The 16,799-nt window shown below is 60.8% G+C and carries 19 protein-coding genes and 1 tRNA gene; 19 read left to right on the top strand and 1 reads right to left on the bottom strand.

Annotated features, from left to right (window positions below):
* Positions 1-353: 353 nt before the first annotated feature.
* From pyrH to rpmE, 10 genes are all read left to right on the top strand, one after another.
* Complete coding sequence (pyrH, locus tag ACG9DO_RS08115; RefSeq protein ID WP_394726921.1) at positions 354-1,076, top strand: UMP kinase; 723 nt, start codon at positions 354-356, stop codon at positions 1,074-1,076.
* 3 nt (positions 1,077-1,079) lie between these two features.
* Positions 1,080-1,637 (top strand): ribosome recycling factor, encoded by a 558-nt coding sequence (gene frr, locus ACG9DO_RS08120; protein ID WP_394726923.1) that lies wholly within the window; start codon positions 1,080-1,082, stop codon positions 1,635-1,637.
* A gap of 24 nt (positions 1,638-1,661) precedes the next feature.
* Positions 1,662-2,345, top strand: a complete 684-nt coding sequence (gene uppS, locus ACG9DO_RS08125) for a polyprenyl diphosphate synthase (protein ID WP_394726925.1) — start codon at positions 1,662-1,664, stop codon at positions 2,343-2,345.
* The gene (locus tag ACG9DO_RS08130) at positions 2,332-3,015 is read left to right on the top strand and encodes a phosphatidate cytidylyltransferase (RefSeq protein ID WP_394726927.1); all 684 of its coding nucleotides are present in this window, start codon (positions 2,332-2,334) and stop codon (positions 3,013-3,015) included. Before uppS ends, ACG9DO_RS08130 begins: the two co-directional genes overlap by 14 nt.
* A complete protein-coding gene (locus ACG9DO_RS08135; protein WP_394726929.1) occupies positions 3,012-4,166 on the top strand; it encodes a 1-deoxy-D-xylulose-5-phosphate reductoisomerase in 1,155 nt (384 codons plus the stop codon). Before ACG9DO_RS08130 ends, ACG9DO_RS08135 begins: the two co-directional genes overlap by 4 nt.
* Before the next feature lie 6 nt (positions 4,167-4,172).
* Positions 4,173-5,306 (top strand): RIP metalloprotease RseP, encoded by a 1,134-nt coding sequence (gene rseP, locus ACG9DO_RS08140; RefSeq protein WP_394726931.1) that lies wholly within the window; start codon positions 4,173-4,175, stop codon positions 5,304-5,306.
* A 164-nt stretch (positions 5,307-5,470) separates the two neighbouring features.
* Positions 5,471-8,185, top strand: coding sequence for an outer membrane protein assembly factor BamA (gene bamA, locus ACG9DO_RS08145; protein ID WP_394726933.1), 2,715 nt, complete (start codon positions 5,471-5,473; stop codon positions 8,183-8,185).
* A complete protein-coding gene (locus ACG9DO_RS08150; RefSeq protein WP_394726935.1) occupies positions 8,185-8,871 on the top strand; it encodes an OmpH family outer membrane protein in 687 nt (228 codons plus the stop codon). The genes bamA and ACG9DO_RS08150 overlap by 1 nt, the downstream gene beginning before the upstream one ends.
* A gap of 40 nt (positions 8,872-8,911) precedes the next feature.
* Entirely contained in the window at positions 8,912-9,364 is a 453-nt protein-coding gene (fabZ, locus tag ACG9DO_RS08155; RefSeq protein WP_394726937.1) for a 3-hydroxyacyl-ACP dehydratase FabZ, read from the top strand.
* Positions 9,365-9,458: 94 nt separating this feature from the next.
* Positions 9,459-9,683 carry a 50S ribosomal protein L31 gene (rpmE, locus tag ACG9DO_RS08160; RefSeq protein WP_067600539.1) on the top strand — a complete coding sequence of 75 codons (225 nt, stop codon included), beginning with the start codon at positions 9,459-9,461 and terminating at the stop codon, positions 9,681-9,683.
* Positions 9,684-9,754: 71 nt separating this feature from the next.
* On the opposite strand, the gene ACG9DO_RS08165 is transcribed toward rpmE, so the two are convergent.
* On the bottom strand, positions 9,755-10,111 hold the full coding sequence (locus ACG9DO_RS08165) for a TraR/DksA family transcriptional regulator (RefSeq protein WP_394726939.1): 357 nt from the start codon (positions 10,109-10,111) through the stop codon (positions 9,755-9,757).
* 336 nt (positions 10,112-10,447) lie between these two features.
* Between ACG9DO_RS08165 and ACG9DO_RS08170 the strand changes: the two genes are divergently transcribed.
* From ACG9DO_RS08170 to ACG9DO_RS08210, 9 genes are all read left to right on the top strand, one after another.
* Positions 10,448-10,524 (top strand) — tRNA-His (locus tag ACG9DO_RS08170).
* Between the two features lie 51 nt (positions 10,525-10,575).
* Positions 10,576-11,607 carry a Glu/Leu/Phe/Val dehydrogenase gene (locus ACG9DO_RS08175; protein WP_394726941.1) on the top strand — a complete coding sequence of 344 codons (1,032 nt, stop codon included), beginning with the start codon at positions 10,576-10,578 and terminating at the stop codon, positions 11,605-11,607.
* A gap of 89 nt (positions 11,608-11,696) precedes the next feature.
* Positions 11,697-12,416, top strand: coding sequence for a heme ABC transporter permease CcmC (ccmC, locus tag ACG9DO_RS08180; RefSeq protein WP_394726943.1), 720 nt, complete (start codon positions 11,697-11,699; stop codon positions 12,414-12,416).
* On the top strand, positions 12,413-12,601 hold the full coding sequence (locus tag ACG9DO_RS08185; protein ID WP_394726945.1) for a hypothetical protein: 189 nt from the start codon (positions 12,413-12,415) through the stop codon (positions 12,599-12,601). Before ccmC ends, ACG9DO_RS08185 begins: the two co-directional genes overlap by 4 nt.
* Positions 12,598-13,059 (top strand): cytochrome c maturation protein CcmE, encoded by a 462-nt coding sequence (gene ccmE, locus ACG9DO_RS08190; protein ID WP_394726947.1) that lies wholly within the window; start codon positions 12,598-12,600, stop codon positions 13,057-13,059. The genes ACG9DO_RS08185 and ccmE overlap by 4 nt, the downstream gene beginning before the upstream one ends.
* 44 nt (positions 13,060-13,103) lie before the next feature.
* The gene (locus ACG9DO_RS08195) at positions 13,104-15,074 is read left to right on the top strand and encodes a heme lyase CcmF/NrfE family subunit (RefSeq protein WP_394726949.1); all 1,971 of its coding nucleotides are present in this window, start codon (positions 13,104-13,106) and stop codon (positions 15,072-15,074) included.
* Positions 15,071-15,598 carry a DsbE family thiol:disulfide interchange protein gene (locus ACG9DO_RS08200; protein WP_394726951.1) on the top strand — a complete coding sequence of 176 codons (528 nt, stop codon included), beginning with the start codon at positions 15,071-15,073 and terminating at the stop codon, positions 15,596-15,598. The genes ACG9DO_RS08195 and ACG9DO_RS08200 overlap by 4 nt, the downstream gene beginning before the upstream one ends.
* Entirely contained in the window at positions 15,595-16,038 is a 444-nt protein-coding gene (locus tag ACG9DO_RS08205) for a cytochrome c-type biogenesis protein (protein WP_394726953.1), read from the top strand. Before ACG9DO_RS08200 ends, ACG9DO_RS08205 begins: the two co-directional genes overlap by 4 nt.
* The gene (locus ACG9DO_RS08210) at positions 16,035-16,697 is read left to right on the top strand and encodes a tetratricopeptide repeat protein (RefSeq protein ID WP_394726955.1); all 663 of its coding nucleotides are present in this window, start codon (positions 16,035-16,037) and stop codon (positions 16,695-16,697) included. Before ACG9DO_RS08205 ends, ACG9DO_RS08210 begins: the two co-directional genes overlap by 4 nt.
* Positions 16,698-16,799: the final 102 nt, after the last annotated feature.

Consider the following 16,799-nt stretch of genomic DNA (forward strand, 5'->3'; position numbering starts at 1 on the left):
ACAGAACGGTTTTTGTTGCCGGCTTGCGAAAGAATCACGGGAACCGAGCCGCAGCAAACGTGGTTTCCTGAGAAAGCCATCAAGGCGGATCGGCGCAGCGCCGCATACGCCGCTCTCGCTTGAGCGAGGCCTCTGACTGTTCCGGGTCGCAATCGGGATTGCTCAGCGGGCTCTGTCCCCGTGGACAGAAGCGGCACCCTTGCGGCCAGCACGTCGTTCCAGATTGACCGTTTGCGGTCGTTTGCGCGAAAGGGAAGAGCACGGCTTTTGCGAGCCTTTCCCTTTGCGCGAGGCCATAAGGGCCGCTAAGGCTTCCCGCGTATTTAGGTCCACTGAACGGAAAATCCTGTCTTATGCCAATGCCTGAGATCAAGCGCGTCCTGCTCAAGCTGTCTGGCGAAGTGCTGATGGGGGAGCAGGAATACGGTATTGATCCTGCCTATGTCGCGCGGCTTGCAGAGGAAGTGAAGGCCGCCAAGGATACAGGCCTCGAAATCTGTCTCGTGATCGGTGGCGGCAATATTTTCCGCGGCGTGGCGGGTGCTTCAAAGGGGCTTGACCGGACAACCGGCGACTACATGGGGATGCTTGCGACTGTCATGAACGCGCTCGCGATGCAGAATGCGCTTGAGCAGCTGGGGGTGCAGACGCGGGTACAATCGGCAATTCCGATGGCGTCTGTGTGCGAGCCTTACATACGCCGCCGTGCAGAGCGTCACTTGCAGAAGGGCCGGATCGTGATCTTCGCGGCTGGAACGGGCAATCCGTTCTTCACAACCGATACGGGTGCGGCCTTGCGCGCAGCGGAAATGAGCTGCGATGCTCTGCTCAAGGGCACGAGCGTGGACGGGGTCTACAACGCCGATCCCAAGACCAACCCCAATGCCACCCGTTTCGACACGATCAGCTATGACCGTGTCCTGTCAGACAATCTCAAAGTAATGGATGCTGCCGCCGTTGCGCTATGCCGTGAGAACGACATCCCTATCGTGGTCTTCTCGATCCGCGAAAAAGGCAATGTCGCCCGCGTGCTTGCCGGGGAAGGCGTCCAGACAATCGTACAAGAGGAAAATTGAGCCATGCCGCAATATGACAAGGCAGACATCGAACGCCGGATGAAAGGCGCTGTGGAATCATTGAGAGGCGATCTGGCGGGCCTGCGCACGGGCCGCGCCAACACCAGCCTGCTCGATCCGGTGGTGGTAGAGGTTTACGGCGCGATGATGCCCCTGAACCAGATTGCAACCGTTTCCGCGCCTGAGCCGCGCATGCTGAGCGTGCAGGTGTGGGACAAGTCGAACGTGACCGCTGTCGAGAAGGGCATCGCGCATGCGAATCTCGGCCTCAATCCAATGATTGATGGCCAGACGCTGCGCCTGCCCATGCCGGACCTCACCGAAGAGCGGCGCAAGGACCTTGCCAAGCTTGCGGGCAAATATGCCGAGCAGGCCAAGATCGCGATCCGCAATGTCCGCCGTGACGGGATGGAGGCCCTGAAGGCTGACGAGAAGAAGAAGGAAATTTCCGAAGACGACCGCAAGCGGATGGAAGAAGAAGTCCAGAAGCTGACCGATAAATATGTTGCGGAAACGGACGAAGCGGCAGCGAAGAAGGAACAGGAAATCCTGACGCAGTAGGCGCGGGATCGCTGGAGGGGTCACATGGGCGAAAAGCCCAAACACGCAAGGCATGTCGCCATCATCATGGATGGCAATGGGCGCTGGGCCAAGCGCCGTGCCTTGCCGCGTGCGATTGGCCATCAGCGCGGAGTGGAGGCCGTCCGGCGGCTGGTCCGCAGCCTCGGCGATACGGATATCGAATGCCTTACCCTCTACGCCTTTTCGTCCGAGAACTGGAAGCGGGACGAAGAGGAAGTCGACGATCTGATGAACCTGATGCGCAAATTCATCAAATCGGACCTGGCGGAATTCGTCGCCAATGACGTGCGGCTGAAGATTATTGGCGATTGGCAGTCACTTGCGCCCGATATCGTGGAAATGCTCGAAGATGCGCTGGAGCAGACTTCGGGCGGTTCGCGCATACTGGCGGTGGCGCTCAACTACGGATCGCAGCAGGAAATCGCGCGCGCAGCAGCCAAGGCAGCGGCGATTGGCGAAGTCACCGAGAAGACCATTACCGCACATCTCGACACCAATGATCTGCCGCCGCTCGACCTCCTGATCCGCACGAGTGGAGAAGTGCGGCTGTCGAACTTCCTGCTGTGGCAGGCAGCCTATGCCGAAATGCTGTTTGTCGACACGCTGTGGCCGGACTTCACGCCGGACATGCTGAAAGAAGCGCTTGCGAATTTCGAAGGACGGGAGCGTCGATTTGGCGGGCGCTGAGACTCCGGCGAAGAAGAAATCCGACCTGCCGGTGCGGTTCGCCTCGGCGGTCGTGATGATGGCTGTGGCTGGCGGCGCGCTGTGGGCAGGCGGAGTTTGGTTTGATGGGTTTGTGCTGTTGGTGGGCGTGCTCTGCCTGCTGGAGTTCGCTCGCTTGGCGACCGCGATTACCCATACCCGATTGCCAAGGATTGCAGCGCTGCTTGGCGGAGCTGCCTATGTCGGCTTCGCAGTTTGGACGCTGATTTCGCTGCCTGTTGCGGTCGTGCTTGGCATTCTTGCTGTCGTCATCGCAACTGACGTTGGAGCCTATTTCAGCGGCAGAGCTATCGGCGGTCCAAAGATCGCGCCATCCATCAGTCCGTCCAAGACATGGGCAGGCCTTGCTGGCGGCATGTTGGCAGCGGCCCTTGTCGCAAGCGGAACATTTGTCTGGAACACCGGCGAATTTGTCTTGCGGCCGATGCTGTTCATCGCCTTCGCCATTGGCGCCATGCTTGCGGTTCTCGCGCAAATGGGTGATTTCTTTGAGAGTTGGCTCAAGCGAAAGGCAGGCGTGAAGGATTCATCCAACTTGATCCCAGGGCATGGCGGCGTGTTTGATCGCGTCGATGGCCTGCTGCCGGTCGCAATCGCCAGCGGTTTCCTGTGGAGTTTGCATCCGGCATGACCCGCTCGATCTCTATCCTCGGCGCGACCGGTTCGGTAGGCGAGCAGACGCTCGATCTCATCAATCGCGAGCCGCACAAGTGGCAGGTCGAGGTGCTCACCGCCAATTGTTCGGCAGAGAAACTCGCAGAGATGGCACGGCACTGCGGCGCGAAGCTCGCGGTGGTCGGCGATGAAAGCTGCCTCAATGATTTGCGCGCAGCGCTCGCGGGCACGGATATCGAAGCGGCGGGGGGCAGGGCTGCCCTGTGCGAAGCAGCGGCGCGTCCGGTTGATGTGACGGTGGCTGCCATAGTCGGCTGCGCGGGGCTTGGGCCGGTCATGGCAGCGATTGAGCGCGGCGGGACGATCGCGCTCGCGAACAAGGAAGCGCTCGTTTCCGCAGGCGAAGTCATGACAGCTGCGATCAAGCAGCATGGCGCGACGCTGCTCCCCGTAGACAGCGAGCATAACGCAATCTTCCAGTGCCTTGCGGGCGGCAAGATGGAGGATGTCTCCAAAATCACGCTGACGGCGAGCGGCGGTCCCTTGCGCACCTGGTCGCAGGAACAGCTTGAAGCGGCAACGCCTGCTGAGGCCATCGCGCATCCCAATTGGGACATGGGCGCGAAGATCAGCGTCGACAGCGCGACCATGTTCAACAAGGGACTGGAACTGATCGAAGCCTTCCACCTGTTCCCGGTCGGGCTCGAGAAGATTGGCATCGTCGTCCACCCGCAAAGCGTGATCCATTCGATGGTGGAATTCCGCGATCGTTCAACGCTCGCGCAGCTTGGCCCCTCGGACATGCGTGTGCCCATTGCGAGCTGCCTGGCCTGGCCTGATCGGATGGATACGCCGCTCGAACCGCTCGACCTGGCAAAAATCGGCCAACTCACTTTCCTTGAGCCTGACGAGACGCGCTTCCCTTCCACACGGCTCGCGCGGCAGGCGTGTGAAGCGGGCGGCATGACCCCCGCCGTACTCAATGCGGCGAATGAAGTCGCGGTCGCAGCGTTTTTGGCCGGTCAGATTCGGTTCACACGCATTGCGGCAATGGTGGAAGACACTCTTTCCCGCTATACGCCCGCTGCAGCTCACAGCCTGGACGATGTTCTGGCGGTCGATGCCGAAGCGCGCCGGGTGGCGCAGAACCTGATGGAAGACGCTTAAACGCCGATGTTCGAATCCCCCCCTTTCTGGATGTACGTGGTTGGATTTCTGCTTGTGCTGGGGCCGCTGGTCACTGTGCACGAGCTCGGCCATTACCTTGTTGGGCGGTGGTTTGGCGTGGGCGCGGATGTGTTTTCGGTCGGGTTCGGCAAGGAAATTGTCGGCTGGACCGACACGCGCGGTACGCGGTGGAAGCTCGCGGCGATTCCCTTGGGCGGATATGTCCAGTTCAAGGGCGACATGAACCCCGCCAGCATCCCTGATGGTCCGGTCGATGATGATGCACCAGCCGAGCAAAAGCAGGGCAGTTTCCACCATGCGCCGCTGTGGAAGCGCGCCTTGATCGTCTTCGCAGGTCCGGCGACTAACTTACTGGTTGCAATTGCGATTTTTGCCAGCTTCTTCGCGATCTTCGGGCGTCCCGTGCCGCTCGACCCGGCGGAAACCAATGTCATCGCCCGTTTTGCCGAGCAATCGGTGGCGCGCGATGTCGGGATGCAGGTCGGCGACCGCCTCGTCGCTATCGATGGAGAGCCCGTTGCGGAATTCCACGAGATCACCGATCGGGTCGCGCTATTCCCCGACAAACGCATTACGGTCACGGTTGATCGCGGCGGAGAACGGCTCGACTTTCCGCTCACGATTGCCAGCGTGATTGAAACCGACAATTTCGGCAATGAAAGCCGCGCCGGGCGTCTGGGTTTCTATTCGTCGGAATTTCAGCTTGAGCCAGTCGGGGTGATTGCGTCGATCGGCTACGGCTTTGACGAATGCATTCGCCTCACCCAGATGATGGTGACCGGTATAAAGCAGGTCGTACTCGGCGACCGCTCGATCAAGGAACTGGGCGGTCCGGTCAAGATCGCGAAGTATTCCGGCGAGCAGTTGAGTCTCGGCCCGATTGCCTTCATCAGCTTCGCCGCTCTCATCTCGCTTAATTTGGCATTCATTAACCTGCTGCCAATCCCCGCGCTCGACGGCGGGCACCTGGCATTCTACGCGGCAGAAGCAGTCCGCCGGAAGCCAATCGGACCGCGCGGCCAGGAATGGGCGTACCGGATGGGCATCAGCCTCGTGCTGGTCCTGATGGTTGTCGTGACGGTGAATGACCTCGTCTCGCTGCCGATTTTCGGGAGTTAACCGGGGAAAGGACCCGGCAGTGCGGTGATTGGCGGCATACCCCGCTTGATTGCGCGCGGCGCTTGGGGCAGAGGCGGCGTAGATATGTGCGCTGCGTTAACGGGGTCGGTTCCTCGCAGGTGCAGCGCCTGTGAATGAAGATTGTGACGGGATAAAACGTGTCAATGAAGACAGTATCGAAGGCGGGCGCGATGCCCATCCAGCCCGCCGGCAAGCTGGCCATTGCGTTGCTGTGCTCCACCATGCTGGCGGGCATTCCTGCCGCAGCCTTGGCGCAGCAGTCCCCCGAAACAGAGGCATCTGATCCGGCCGAGTCTGCCGCGCAGCAGCCTCAGTCGAACATTATCCGTACAATATCGGTTGCGGGGGCAGAGCGTCTCGAAGCGCAGACGATCCTCAGCTATATCAAGCTGCGCGCCGGACAGGAATACACCTCGGTTGCAGCCGACGAAGCGCTCAAGGACCTTGGCGCGACCGAGCTGTTCTCCAATTTCTCGATCCGCAATGATGGTGGCAATGTCGTTATCACCGTGCAGGAAAACCCGGTGATCAACCGGATCGTTCTGGAAGGCAACAAGCGGATCAAGAACGACAAGATCCTGCCGGAAATCAAGCTCTCGCCGCGCCAGATTTTTACCCGCTCCAAGGTGCGTGCTGACGTTGCCCGCATTATCGAGCTGTACAAGCGGCAAGGGCGCTTTGCCGCGACGGTCGAGCCCAAGATGGTCGAGCTGGCGCAGAACCGTGTCGACATCGTGTTCGAGATTACCGAAGGGCCCAAGTCCAAGGTTCGTCAGATCAACATCATCGGCAACGAGCAGTTCTCCGATGGCGATCTGCGCAGTGAAATGGTCACTAAGCAAGCGCGCTTCACGCGCTTCTTCAGCTCCAACACCAGCTATGACCCGGATCGCCTGGCGTTTGACCAGCAGAAGCTGCGCCTGTTCTATCTTGAGAACGGTTATGCCGATTTCCGCGTGGTCTCTGCCGTAGCTGAACTGACGCCGGACAAGCGCGACTTCATCATCACCTACGTGGTCGAGGAAGGCGAGCGCTACAAGTTCGGCGACGTCACGGTCGAAAGCCAGCTGCGCGATTTTGACAGCGACCGCATCAGCGCGGGCCTGCCGATGAAAAGCGGTGACTGGTACGATGCGAAGGCGGTGGAAGACACGGTCGAGCAGCTGACGGAGCTTGCCGGGACCTTCGGCTACGCCTTTGCCGACGTTTCGCCGCAGTTCACCCGCAACAAGGAAGACCTGACCATGAACGTAAACTACGTTCTGCGCCAGGCGCCGCGCGTCTATGTTGAGCGGGTCGATGTCAACGGCAATACGCTGACGCAGGACAAGGTTATCCGCCGCGAGTTCCGGATCGGCGAGGGTGATGCGTTCAACTCGCTGCAGGTTTCACGCTCGACCGCGCGCATCAACTCACTGGGCTATTTCCAGGAGAACTTCGAAGTCAACCAGGTCGAAGGCAGCCAGCCGGACCGGATTATCCTCGAAGCCAACGTGGAAGAGCGCCCGACCGGGGAATTGCAGCTTTCGGCAGGCTTCAGCTCGATCGAGAGCTTCATCCTGTCTGCCTCGATCCGGCAGCGCAATTTCCGCGGCCGCGGCCAGACGGTCGGCGCGAGCGTCAACTATTCGCGGTTTTCGCGCTCGGCACAGCTCAGCTTTACCGAGCCTTACGTGTTCGACCGCAATATCTCTGCAGGCGTCGACATCTACCGCCGCGACCTCAACAACTTCAACCGCTTCACGCGAGACCGTTCGCGTTCGTTCGAGCAGGCAACGACCGGTTTCTCGATCCGCGCGGGTGTTCCGATCACCGAATACATGTCCGCGATCGCAAGCTACACGCTCAACTACGATGATATTTCGCTCGGACAGACCTTCTTCTCCGATCCGGATGAGGACGGGATCTTTACCTGCGATCCACTGCTTGCAGGGCGTTATCTGTGCGATGCGGTGGGCAAGCGGACCAGCTCGATTCTCGGGCTCAGCCTGACCTACAATACGCTGGACAGCCGGTTGCGCCCGACGCGAGGCCGCAACATCACAGTAACAGGGCAGGTTGCAGGGCTTGGCGGCTCGGTCCGCTATGGCCGCCTCACAGCCAATGCAGCGCAATTCTTCCAGATCATGCCCGGCTGGATTTTCTCCGTGTCAGCGGAAGGCGGGATTATCCAGTCTTTCGAAAACCGTAATGAGCCTGGCCGTGACGATGTCCGCCTAACGGACCGCTTCTTCCTCGGTGAGCCGCAGATCCGCGGCTTCGACATTCGCGGTGTCGGCCCGCGCATCGTGCGCTTGCCCTTTATCGATGACGATGGCGATCCGTTCACGCCGCCAGTCCTGGACAGCCTCGAAAATGTGCGCTCCCAGCGCAACCAGTTCGCTGGCGATTCGCTGGGCGGACGTGCCTACTATCTCGGACGCGCAGAGCTGGAAATCCCGCTGGGTACGGGCGCCCGCGAGCTCGGCCTGAGGCCGTCGATTTTCGCTGACATCGGTTCGCTGTTCAATGTCACACGGCCTGAACTTGTCACTATCGGGGGTGGTCAGCGCGTCAACGGCGATGGCGACTTGCTTTACATCGAACTTGAGACAAACCCGGACACAGGGGTCGTTACCCCCGTTGAGACGACAAACTCGATTGCCGCTGACGGCACGACCCTCAACGAGCCGATCTTCGAATCCGGTTTCTCCGAAGTCTTCCTCGGTGACACGATTTCGCCGCGTATTGCCGTCGGCATCGGCGTCAACTGGAACTCGCCTTTCGGTCCGTTCAGGATTGATTTTGCTCGCGTGCTTAAGAGCGTGGAAGGCGACGATACCAAAACATTTACATTCAACGTAGGAACGCAATTCTAATGAAACTTGTAACCAAAACTCTCGCGGCTGCGAGCCTTGCAGCCATGTCTGTGGCAGCAATGCCGGCAGCAGCGCAGGTCGATGGCCGCATGGCGACGGTCAACGCTCCGCTGGCTGTGATCAATACAGATGCACTCAAGACCGCTTACGAACAGATCAACACGACCTACAAGACGCAGATCGACCGGATGCAGACGCTCAACACAGAGAGCCAGACGCTCCTGAAGCAGCTCGACAAGAACAATGACGGTCAACTCGACGAAGCCGAGCAGACCGCTGCGCAGAATTCCACGCAGGCAACCCGCCTGCAGGCGATCGAGCAGGAAATGGGCCCGCTCAACAACCAGGTCGAAGCGGCCCGTCTCTATGCGGTCGAACAGATTATGGCGCAGTATGGTGCATCGCTCGAACAGGTTGTGACACAGCAGAACATCAAGATGGTCGTATCGCCCGATGCGGTCATTTACGCTCCGCCAGAAGCCAATATCACGGCGCAGGTCACCACAGCGCTGAACGCCAAGGTCCCTTCGGTTGCGATTGTACCGCCGCAAGGTTGGCAGCCGCGCCGCAATTCGGTGGCGATGTACCAGCAGATCACGCAGGCGATCAACACCATCGCAGCCTTGCAGGCCCAGCAGCAGGCAGCCCAGCAGCAGGGCAATAACCAGGCACCCGCAGGTCGCTAAGACCGCACGATATTCGCGGACAGGAAGAAGGGGGGCAGCGATGAGCGATACCGGGCTAGATGTCACTCAGGTGCTGGAACGGTTGCCGCATCGCTACCCCCTGCTTCTGGTTGATAGGGTTAAGAGCCTGACTGTTGATGAGCGGATTCATGCGATCAAGGCGGTCAGCATGAATGAGCAGTTCTTCCAGGGCCACTTTCCCGGTCGCCCGATCATGCCGGGTGTGCTCCAGATCGAAGCGCTGGCGCAGGCCGCTGGAGTGCTTGCGGTCGAATCGCTGGGTCTCGCCGGCTCGGGTAAGCTCGTCTATTTCATGGCGATCGAGAATGCGAAGTTCCGCGCGCCGGTTGAGCCGGGATGTTTGCTCGATCTGCATGCGGAATTCGTCCAGAAACGTGCGCGGGTCTGCAAGTTTGCGGGCAAGGCGAGCGTCGATGGCACCGTCACCTGTGAGGTAGCATTCACGGCGATGATCGCTGACGCACCCGAATAGGGTTGCAATTTGAGCGCGGAGGCACTAACCGCGCGCCTTTCCAATAACAGCTGGACCGGTCGGAACCGTTCCGAAGCTATGAAGGATATTTGAGATGAAAGCCGAAGGGCATCCCGACTACCACATGATCACGGTCAAGATGACCGATGGTACTGAATTTCAGACGCGCTCCACCTGGGGCAGCGAAGGCGACACGCTCGCGCTTGAAATCGACCCGACCAGCCACCCGGCATGGACAGGCGGCAAGCAGCAGCTTCAAGAAGGCGGCCGTGTGGCAGCCTTCAACAAGCGTTTCGGCGGGCTTTCGCTCAAGAAGTAAGCGGGTTTACACGCTGAGCGATCGCAAGATCGCAAGGGGAAGGGCGGTCCGACGGGGCCGCCTTTTTCATATTAGTCCTCTTGCTCGGCGCAATTGATGCAGCGCGTGGCTATGGGCCGTGCTTCGAGCCGTTCGCGCCGGATTTGCTCGCCGCACTTGGCACAGGTGCCGTAAGTCCCGTTGCCAATCCGCAGGAGCGCCAGGCGGACTTGCTGGATTTCGGCGCGCAGGACATCATCCACACCTTCCAGCGCTTCATCGTCTGCCAGATCCACTGCTTGCTCGCTCGAATCGGCATCGAGCGGGTGCCGCAGATCATCTTCGATGACTTCGGCTCGCGCAAGCAAGTCGCTCAGCCGCGTCTGAAGTTTGGCTGCGATATCCTGATAGGTTTCCATAACGTCTCCTGTCCCAATGATTGCCGTCATTGATTGCCGCCATTGATTTCTGGCCGCCTCACAGAGGAGCTTATCACAGAAACGCGCACGCAATTTGACCAAGATCAAGAATTGGAAGCGAAGCTGCGATTCTTGTCGGGGTGAGCGCGAGAATCGGGCTGGTTCCCGCAACGGCATCGTGAGGCGGGCAAGACCAGCTTCGCAATAATCTTTCGCGTTGAGCACAGATTCGCAGTTTTCGCTTCCCAAAGCACGAGGATTATGCAACAGGCTCGCCCCCGTTGCGGCCAGCCTTGACCGGCTCGCCAAGGCGCGTATCAGCCCCGCCTGCGCAATGCATTTTGGACCATGCGTTTGGGGCTTGTGGCGATCGTAGCTCAGTTGGTTAGAGCGCCGGTTTGTGGTACCGGAGGTCGGGGGTTCGAGACCCCTCGATCGCCCCATTTCCCCTCGTCAAGCCAAAGGCGGAGCGCGCAAAGCTGCGGGGAAAAGCAATGACTGCGTTCTGGAATGAAGCCGATTTCGACGACCACGAGATGGTGCACTTCGTGCGCGATCGCGACAGCGGTCTGACGGCCATTATTGCAGTTCATTCGACCCATCTTGGCCCGGCCGCAGGCGGTACGCGCTTCTGGCACTATGCCGAAGGTGGCGATGCAATCCGCGATGCACTGCGCCTCAGCCGCGGGATGAGCTACAAGAACGCGATGGCGGACCTGCCTGCTGGCGGCGGCAAGGCAGTGATTGTGGCTGATGCAGCCCGCACGAAGACGCCCGCAATGCTTGCTGCCTTTGCCAAGGCGGTCGACGGTCTGGCTGGCAAATATGTCACGGCCCAGGATGTCGGGATGAGCGAGGCGGACATGGTCGCTCTCTCCCAGCACACCAGCCACGTCGCAGGGCTTCCGGGGCAGGGCGGCGATCCGGGTCCTTATACCGCGCGCGGAGTATTCCTCGGGATCGAAGCAGCGGCCAGACGGGCGCTTGGCGCCGACAGCCTGAAGGATGTGCGCATCGCATTCCAGGGGTTGGGCAGCGTTGGCGGCGGCGCTGCGCGCTATTGCGCGCAGGCTGGCGCGCAACTGGTCCTCGCGGACATAGATGCTGACAAGACCAAGGCCCTTGCCGAAGAGCTCGGCGGTATAGCCGTGTCGAGCGATGATGTGCTCGCGAGCGATGTCGATATCGTCAGTCCCAATGCATTGGGCGCGATCCTGACGGAGCAATCCATCGAGACCATCACTGCCAAGGCTATCGCGGGCGGCGCCAACAACCAGCTTGCGACGGGTGAGGAGGGCACGCTGCTGCAACAGCGCGGCATTCTTTATGCGCCCGATTATGTCATCAATGCCGGCGGCATCATCAATGTCCTGCGGCATATCGATGGAGCTGATGACGCGGTCGTCAATGCGCGGATCGACACCATACCGGTCCGGCTTGAAGCCATCTGGCAGGAAGCGGAAAACAGCGGTCAAGCGCCCAATCAAGTGGCCGATCGGATGGCAAAGGCGCGGATTGGTCGTTGAACGAAAAAACCGGCTTTGCTGCAATCTCTGCTTTTCCTGTGAAAAGGGGGCTGTCATAGCGGTTTCAGACGGTTAAGGTCGCAAACTCAATGCATGGTTTTGCCAATCCCAAGCGGTTTCTCGCGCTCGCCAGCTGGCTGACACCACTGCTGCTTGTTGGCGGCGTTGCGCTCACCGCGATTGCGCTTTTCTGGGGGCTTACCAGCGTCGCGCCTGACCGCCTGATGGGCGAGACCGTGCGGATCCTGTTTATCCACGTCCCAAGCGCCTGGCTGGGCATGGGCGGCTGGAGCGCGATCGCGATTTCGAGCCTGGTGTTTCTCGTTTGGCGCCACCCGCTGGCCGCGATTGCTGCGCGTGCCGCAGCCGTGCCTGGCCTTGTATTCACGGCGATCTGTCTTGCGACAGGTTCGATCTGGGGTCGTCCCACCTGGGGCACCTGGTGGGAATGGGACGGCAGGCTGACCAGTATGCTGGTGCTGCTGTTTCTCTATGCAGGCTATATCACGCTGTCACAGGCGGTCGCGCGCGAAGGCAGCTCCAGCCGCATTCCGGCAATCTTCGGACTGGTGGGCGCGATCAATATCCCGATCATCAACCGTTCGGTCGTATGGTGGAATTCACTGCACCAGCCGCCAAGCATCACGGTCGGCAAGAGCGCGATCGACCCTGAATTTCTGGTGCCTTTGCTGGTCGCCGTTGTCGGCTTCTCGCTGATATTCGGTGCGGTTGTGCTCGCGCGGATGCGCGCGTTGATCGCCGAAGTCCAGATCGAAGCGCGTCTGCGCAGGCAGGCGCTCGCCGCATGATGGAGCCCGATCCCGGCATCGTACGCGAAGCGCTCAATCAGTGGAACTTCGTGATTGCCGCATACGTTGTAGGTGTGGGCGGAACACTCGCCATGATTGCGTGGAGCTGGCTCGCGATGAAACGGGCCGAAGCAAAGCGCGATACGGTACGAGAGCGCGGCAAGGACAAAGGATTTCCCTCGTGAAAGCGAAACATCAACGGCTGACGCTGGTTATACTGGCGCTGGTGGCGCTGATCGGCGCGGGCCTTCTTGCGGCATGGTCGCTGCGCAGTCAGGCGAACTTCTTCTACCTGCCAGACCAGATGGTGGCTGAACCGCCCGAAGTGGGCCAGGCCGTGAGGCTTGGCGGCATGGTCGCGGACGGTTCGATCGAGACGCTCGCCGATGGCATTACCGTTGCGTTTGTCGTGACCGACCAGAAAGAGGCGCGCGTACCGGTGCGCTATAGCGGGATCGTGCCGGACCTGTTCGTCGAAGGTTCGGGCGTGGTCGCTGAAGGCAGTCTCGCTGCCGATGGCACTTTCATAGCCACCAATCTGCTCGCCAAGCATGACGAGAACTATGTGCCCAAGGAATTGCAGGAAATGAGCCAGCATCAGGCCGCACAGGCCTATGCGGAGACCACCGAAGGCAGCTATTAGGCTGTGCGGTGGGATAGGGTGCGCGCACGTGACAGGACCGACACATGATTGCTGAACTTGGGCTGGTCGCCTTGTGGCTGTCAGCGGCGCTTGCTGTACTGCAACTGCTGGGCGGTGCGCTGGCGCAGCGTGACGTGACAACGGGCATTGCGGCGCTGGTTCGGCCGGCGGCGATCATGCAAGGTTTCCTCGCCGCCTTCGCTTTCGTCATGCTGCTGTGGCTGTTTGCGATCACAGACCTGTCTGTGAAGCTCGTCGCGACCAATTCGCATTCGATGAAGCCGATGATTTTCAAGCTTTCGGGCGCATGGGGCAATCACGAAGGCTCGATGCTGCTGTGGGTGACGGTCATGGCGCTGGCCGGGGCGATGATCGCAGCACTTGAGAAACGTCTGCCGGAAAAGACCATGCAGGCGACTCTGGCGAGCCAGGGGTTCGTTGCGCTCGGGTTCTACGGGTTTCTGCTGCTTTCCTCCAACCCGTTTGAGCGGCTGCCGGCACCAGTGCCGGAGGGGATGGGCCTCAACCCGCTGCTGCAGGACATCGGCCTCGCGTTCCATCCACCGACGCTTTACATGGGCTATGTCGGCCTGTCCGTGGCGTTCTCCTTCGCTGTCGGAGCGCTGCTGACGCGGCAGGTTACGCCCGAATTTGCGCGCGTAATGCGGCCCTGGGTGCTGGGCGCATGGGTGTTCCTGACGATTGGCATTACCGCTGGTTCTTACTGGGCATATTACGAGCTCGGCTGGGGCGGCTGGTGGTTTTGGGACCCGGTCGAAAACGCTTCGCTGATGCCCTGGCTGGCCGCGACTGCCTTGCTCCATTCGGCGAGCGTGCTGGCAGCGCGCGATGCCTTGCGCGCCTGGACCATCATGCTCGGTGTGGTCGCCTTTTCCATGAGCATGGTCGGCACGTTTCTTGTGCGCTCAGGCATTCTGACCAGCGTGCATGCCTTCGCTGTTGATCCAGAGCGCGGCAGCTTCATCCTGTTCCTGCTGACGCTCTATATCGGCGGCGCGCTGCTGGTCTTCGCGCTGCGAGCGGGAAGTGTCACGGAAGGCAAGCGCTTTTCCGCGCTCAGCCGCGAAGGCGCGCTGGTGTTCAACAATGTGATGCTGACAGCCATCCTTGGCGTCGTCCTGCTCGGCACGCTGTATCCACTGCTGACCGAAGCGTTCGATGTGCGCGTTTCGGTAGGGCCGCCTTACTTCAACCCGGTGAGCGCGGTGTTTGCAATCCCTATGATGCTGGTGATGATGGTCGGGCCGCTGCTGCGCTGGCGCGGTGACAGCTGGGACCGCCTCAAGCTCCCGGTTTTCATCCTAGGAGCGATTGTAGCGGCGATCGCTGCGCTGGTGTGGGCGCTCGGTTCTGTCACGGTCTTGCCCTTGCTGGGGCTCGCGGTTGCAGCTGGTCTGGCAGTCGCAAGCGTCCTGCCCTTGTTCGGACGCAACCTGCTGCGCGTGCCTGTCGCGACCTGGGGCATGGTCATTGCGCATTTCGGGCTCGCTGTGGCATTGTTCGGCATGGCGAGCGAAAGCGCCTTCACCAAGGAGCGGCTGGTCGCGGTAACGCCGGGTGAAGTTACGCAAGTGGGTGACTGGAATGTCACGCTGGAAACGGTCGATCCGGTCGCAGGGCCCAACTGGACTGCGATTGAAGCGCGCCTTGCGGTGCAGCGCGGCAATGGCCGGGTCGACATCATGAACCCGCAGGAACGCCATTTCTGGGCCCCCGCGCAGGAAACCACCGAAAGCGCACTGCTCACCCGCTGGGATGGGCAATTCTACGCTGTTCTTGGCCATCCGACCGAGGATGGCCGGTGGCAACTAAACCTGTGGTGGAAACCGTTCGTGACCTTCATCTGGTATGGCGGACTGTTGATTGCGCTGGGCGGTGTGCTGTCGATTATCGGGCGCCTGACGAGCGATTTACGCCGCCGCCGCGCTAGCCGCATGGGCGAAGAACGCCGTGCAGAAATCGATGCGCTCGAACCGCAGGCAGCCGCAGCATGAACTGGAAACTGTGGATCCCGCTTGGCATATTTGCCTTCTTCCTCGGCCTGTTCGGCTATCAGCTGACGCAGCCCAAGGACGAATTCATCCCCTCGACCATGATCGGCAAACCGCTGCCGCAGTTCGACTTGCCGCCCGCCATGGAAGGTGTGGAAGGGGCGAGATTTGCGGATTTTGCCGATGGCAAGCCCAAGCTGCTCAACATCTGGGCAAGCTGGTGTCTGCCTTGCATTGCAGAGGCGCCGCATCTGGAAAGCCTGAAGGAACAAGGCGCGCAGATCATCGGTGTTGCCATTCGCGACAAGCCTGAAGACGTGGAGGAATTCCTCGGACGGCACGGCAACCCCTACAGCCAGATCGGAATGGACGATCTCTCTGCGATCCAGATCGAGATCGGATCATCGGGCGTGCCTGAAACCTTCGTGATCGATGGGAAGGGCGTGATCCGCTATCAGCATATCGGCGATGTGAGGGAGCGCGACGTGCCGATCCTGCTGGCCGAACTGGATAAGGCCGGACGATGAGAGCGCTTTTCCTCGCCATTCTCGCTCTGATCGCAGCGCCGCTCGCCGCGCAGGACTCCATGCCGCCAGCGCCTTACGCTTACACGCAGCTCGACGATCCGGCGAAGGAAGCACAAGCGATCGAGCTGATGCACACGCTGCGGTGCCTCAAGTGCCAGAGCCAGTCGATCGCGGACAGCGATGTTCCGATGGCAGGTGACATGCGGCACCAGGTTCGGGTGCGGATCGAGCGCGGGGAAGACCCCGAAGCGATCCGGGCATGGCTGATGGAACGTTACGGCGACTATGTCAGCTACAAACCATCGGTCAGCTCGACCACCTGGCCGCTGTTTGCGATCCCTGCCTTCCTCGTGCTGCTGGCGCTGATCGTGCTAGCGCGCCGCCTGGCCCGCAAGGGGGACGATCCCGCCCCTGGAGAACCGCAGGACGACATCGCATGAACTGGCTGGTCATTCTTGCGGTTGCTGCGGCCGCGTTTCTTTTCGCGGCTTTCGTTCTGCGCATTCCCAAGCCTGGCTGGGCGCTGATGGCCTCTGCCTTGATGCTGGGCCTCGCCGGTTATGCGTTTCAGGGCCAGCCGAGCTACGCGAGCGCGCCCAAGGCAGCGCAGCAGCAGCAGCAGGAAGTGTCCGGCGAAGCGCTGGTCGCAGCGCGGCGCGGTCTGTTTGCGCCCACCGATACCGTCCCGAACTACCTCACCGTGTCAGATGGCTTTGCGCGGCGTGGCCGGTATCAGGATGCGGCCGACACCTTGAAACAGGGCCTGCGCGAGAATCCGACGCATGGCGAAGGCTGGCTCGCCTTGGGGCTTGCCCTGATCGAACACACCGGCGGACAAGTGACCCCTCCTGCGATCCAGGCTTTCGGGCGCGCGGAAGCAAACCTGCCGGGTCATCCCGCGCCTGGATACTTCCTCGGGACCGCTTTTCTGCGTTCAGGCAGGCCCCTTGAGGCACGGCAGGTCTGGGTCGATCTGCTTGAAAAGACGCCGGAAGATGCCCCATGGCGTGAGGATCTGACGTTTCGCATCGCGCAAGTCGACCAGATGCTGGAAATGATGCGCCAGATGCAGGATGAACAAGAAGCGGCGGCTCAATAAGGCGCGCGTCGGAGGCCGTGCTTGCGGCGGTTGAAGCAGAGTGCTAAGCGCCGCCGCCTTGCGCGCCGTAGGGTGCGTCTTGACGGGATCTGGCCTCAATTT

Origin of the sequence: Altererythrobacter sp. GH1-8 (assembly GCF_043702085.1) — a bacterium.
Classification (GTDB): domain Bacteria; phylum Pseudomonadota; class Alphaproteobacteria; order Sphingomonadales; family Sphingomonadaceae; genus Erythrobacter.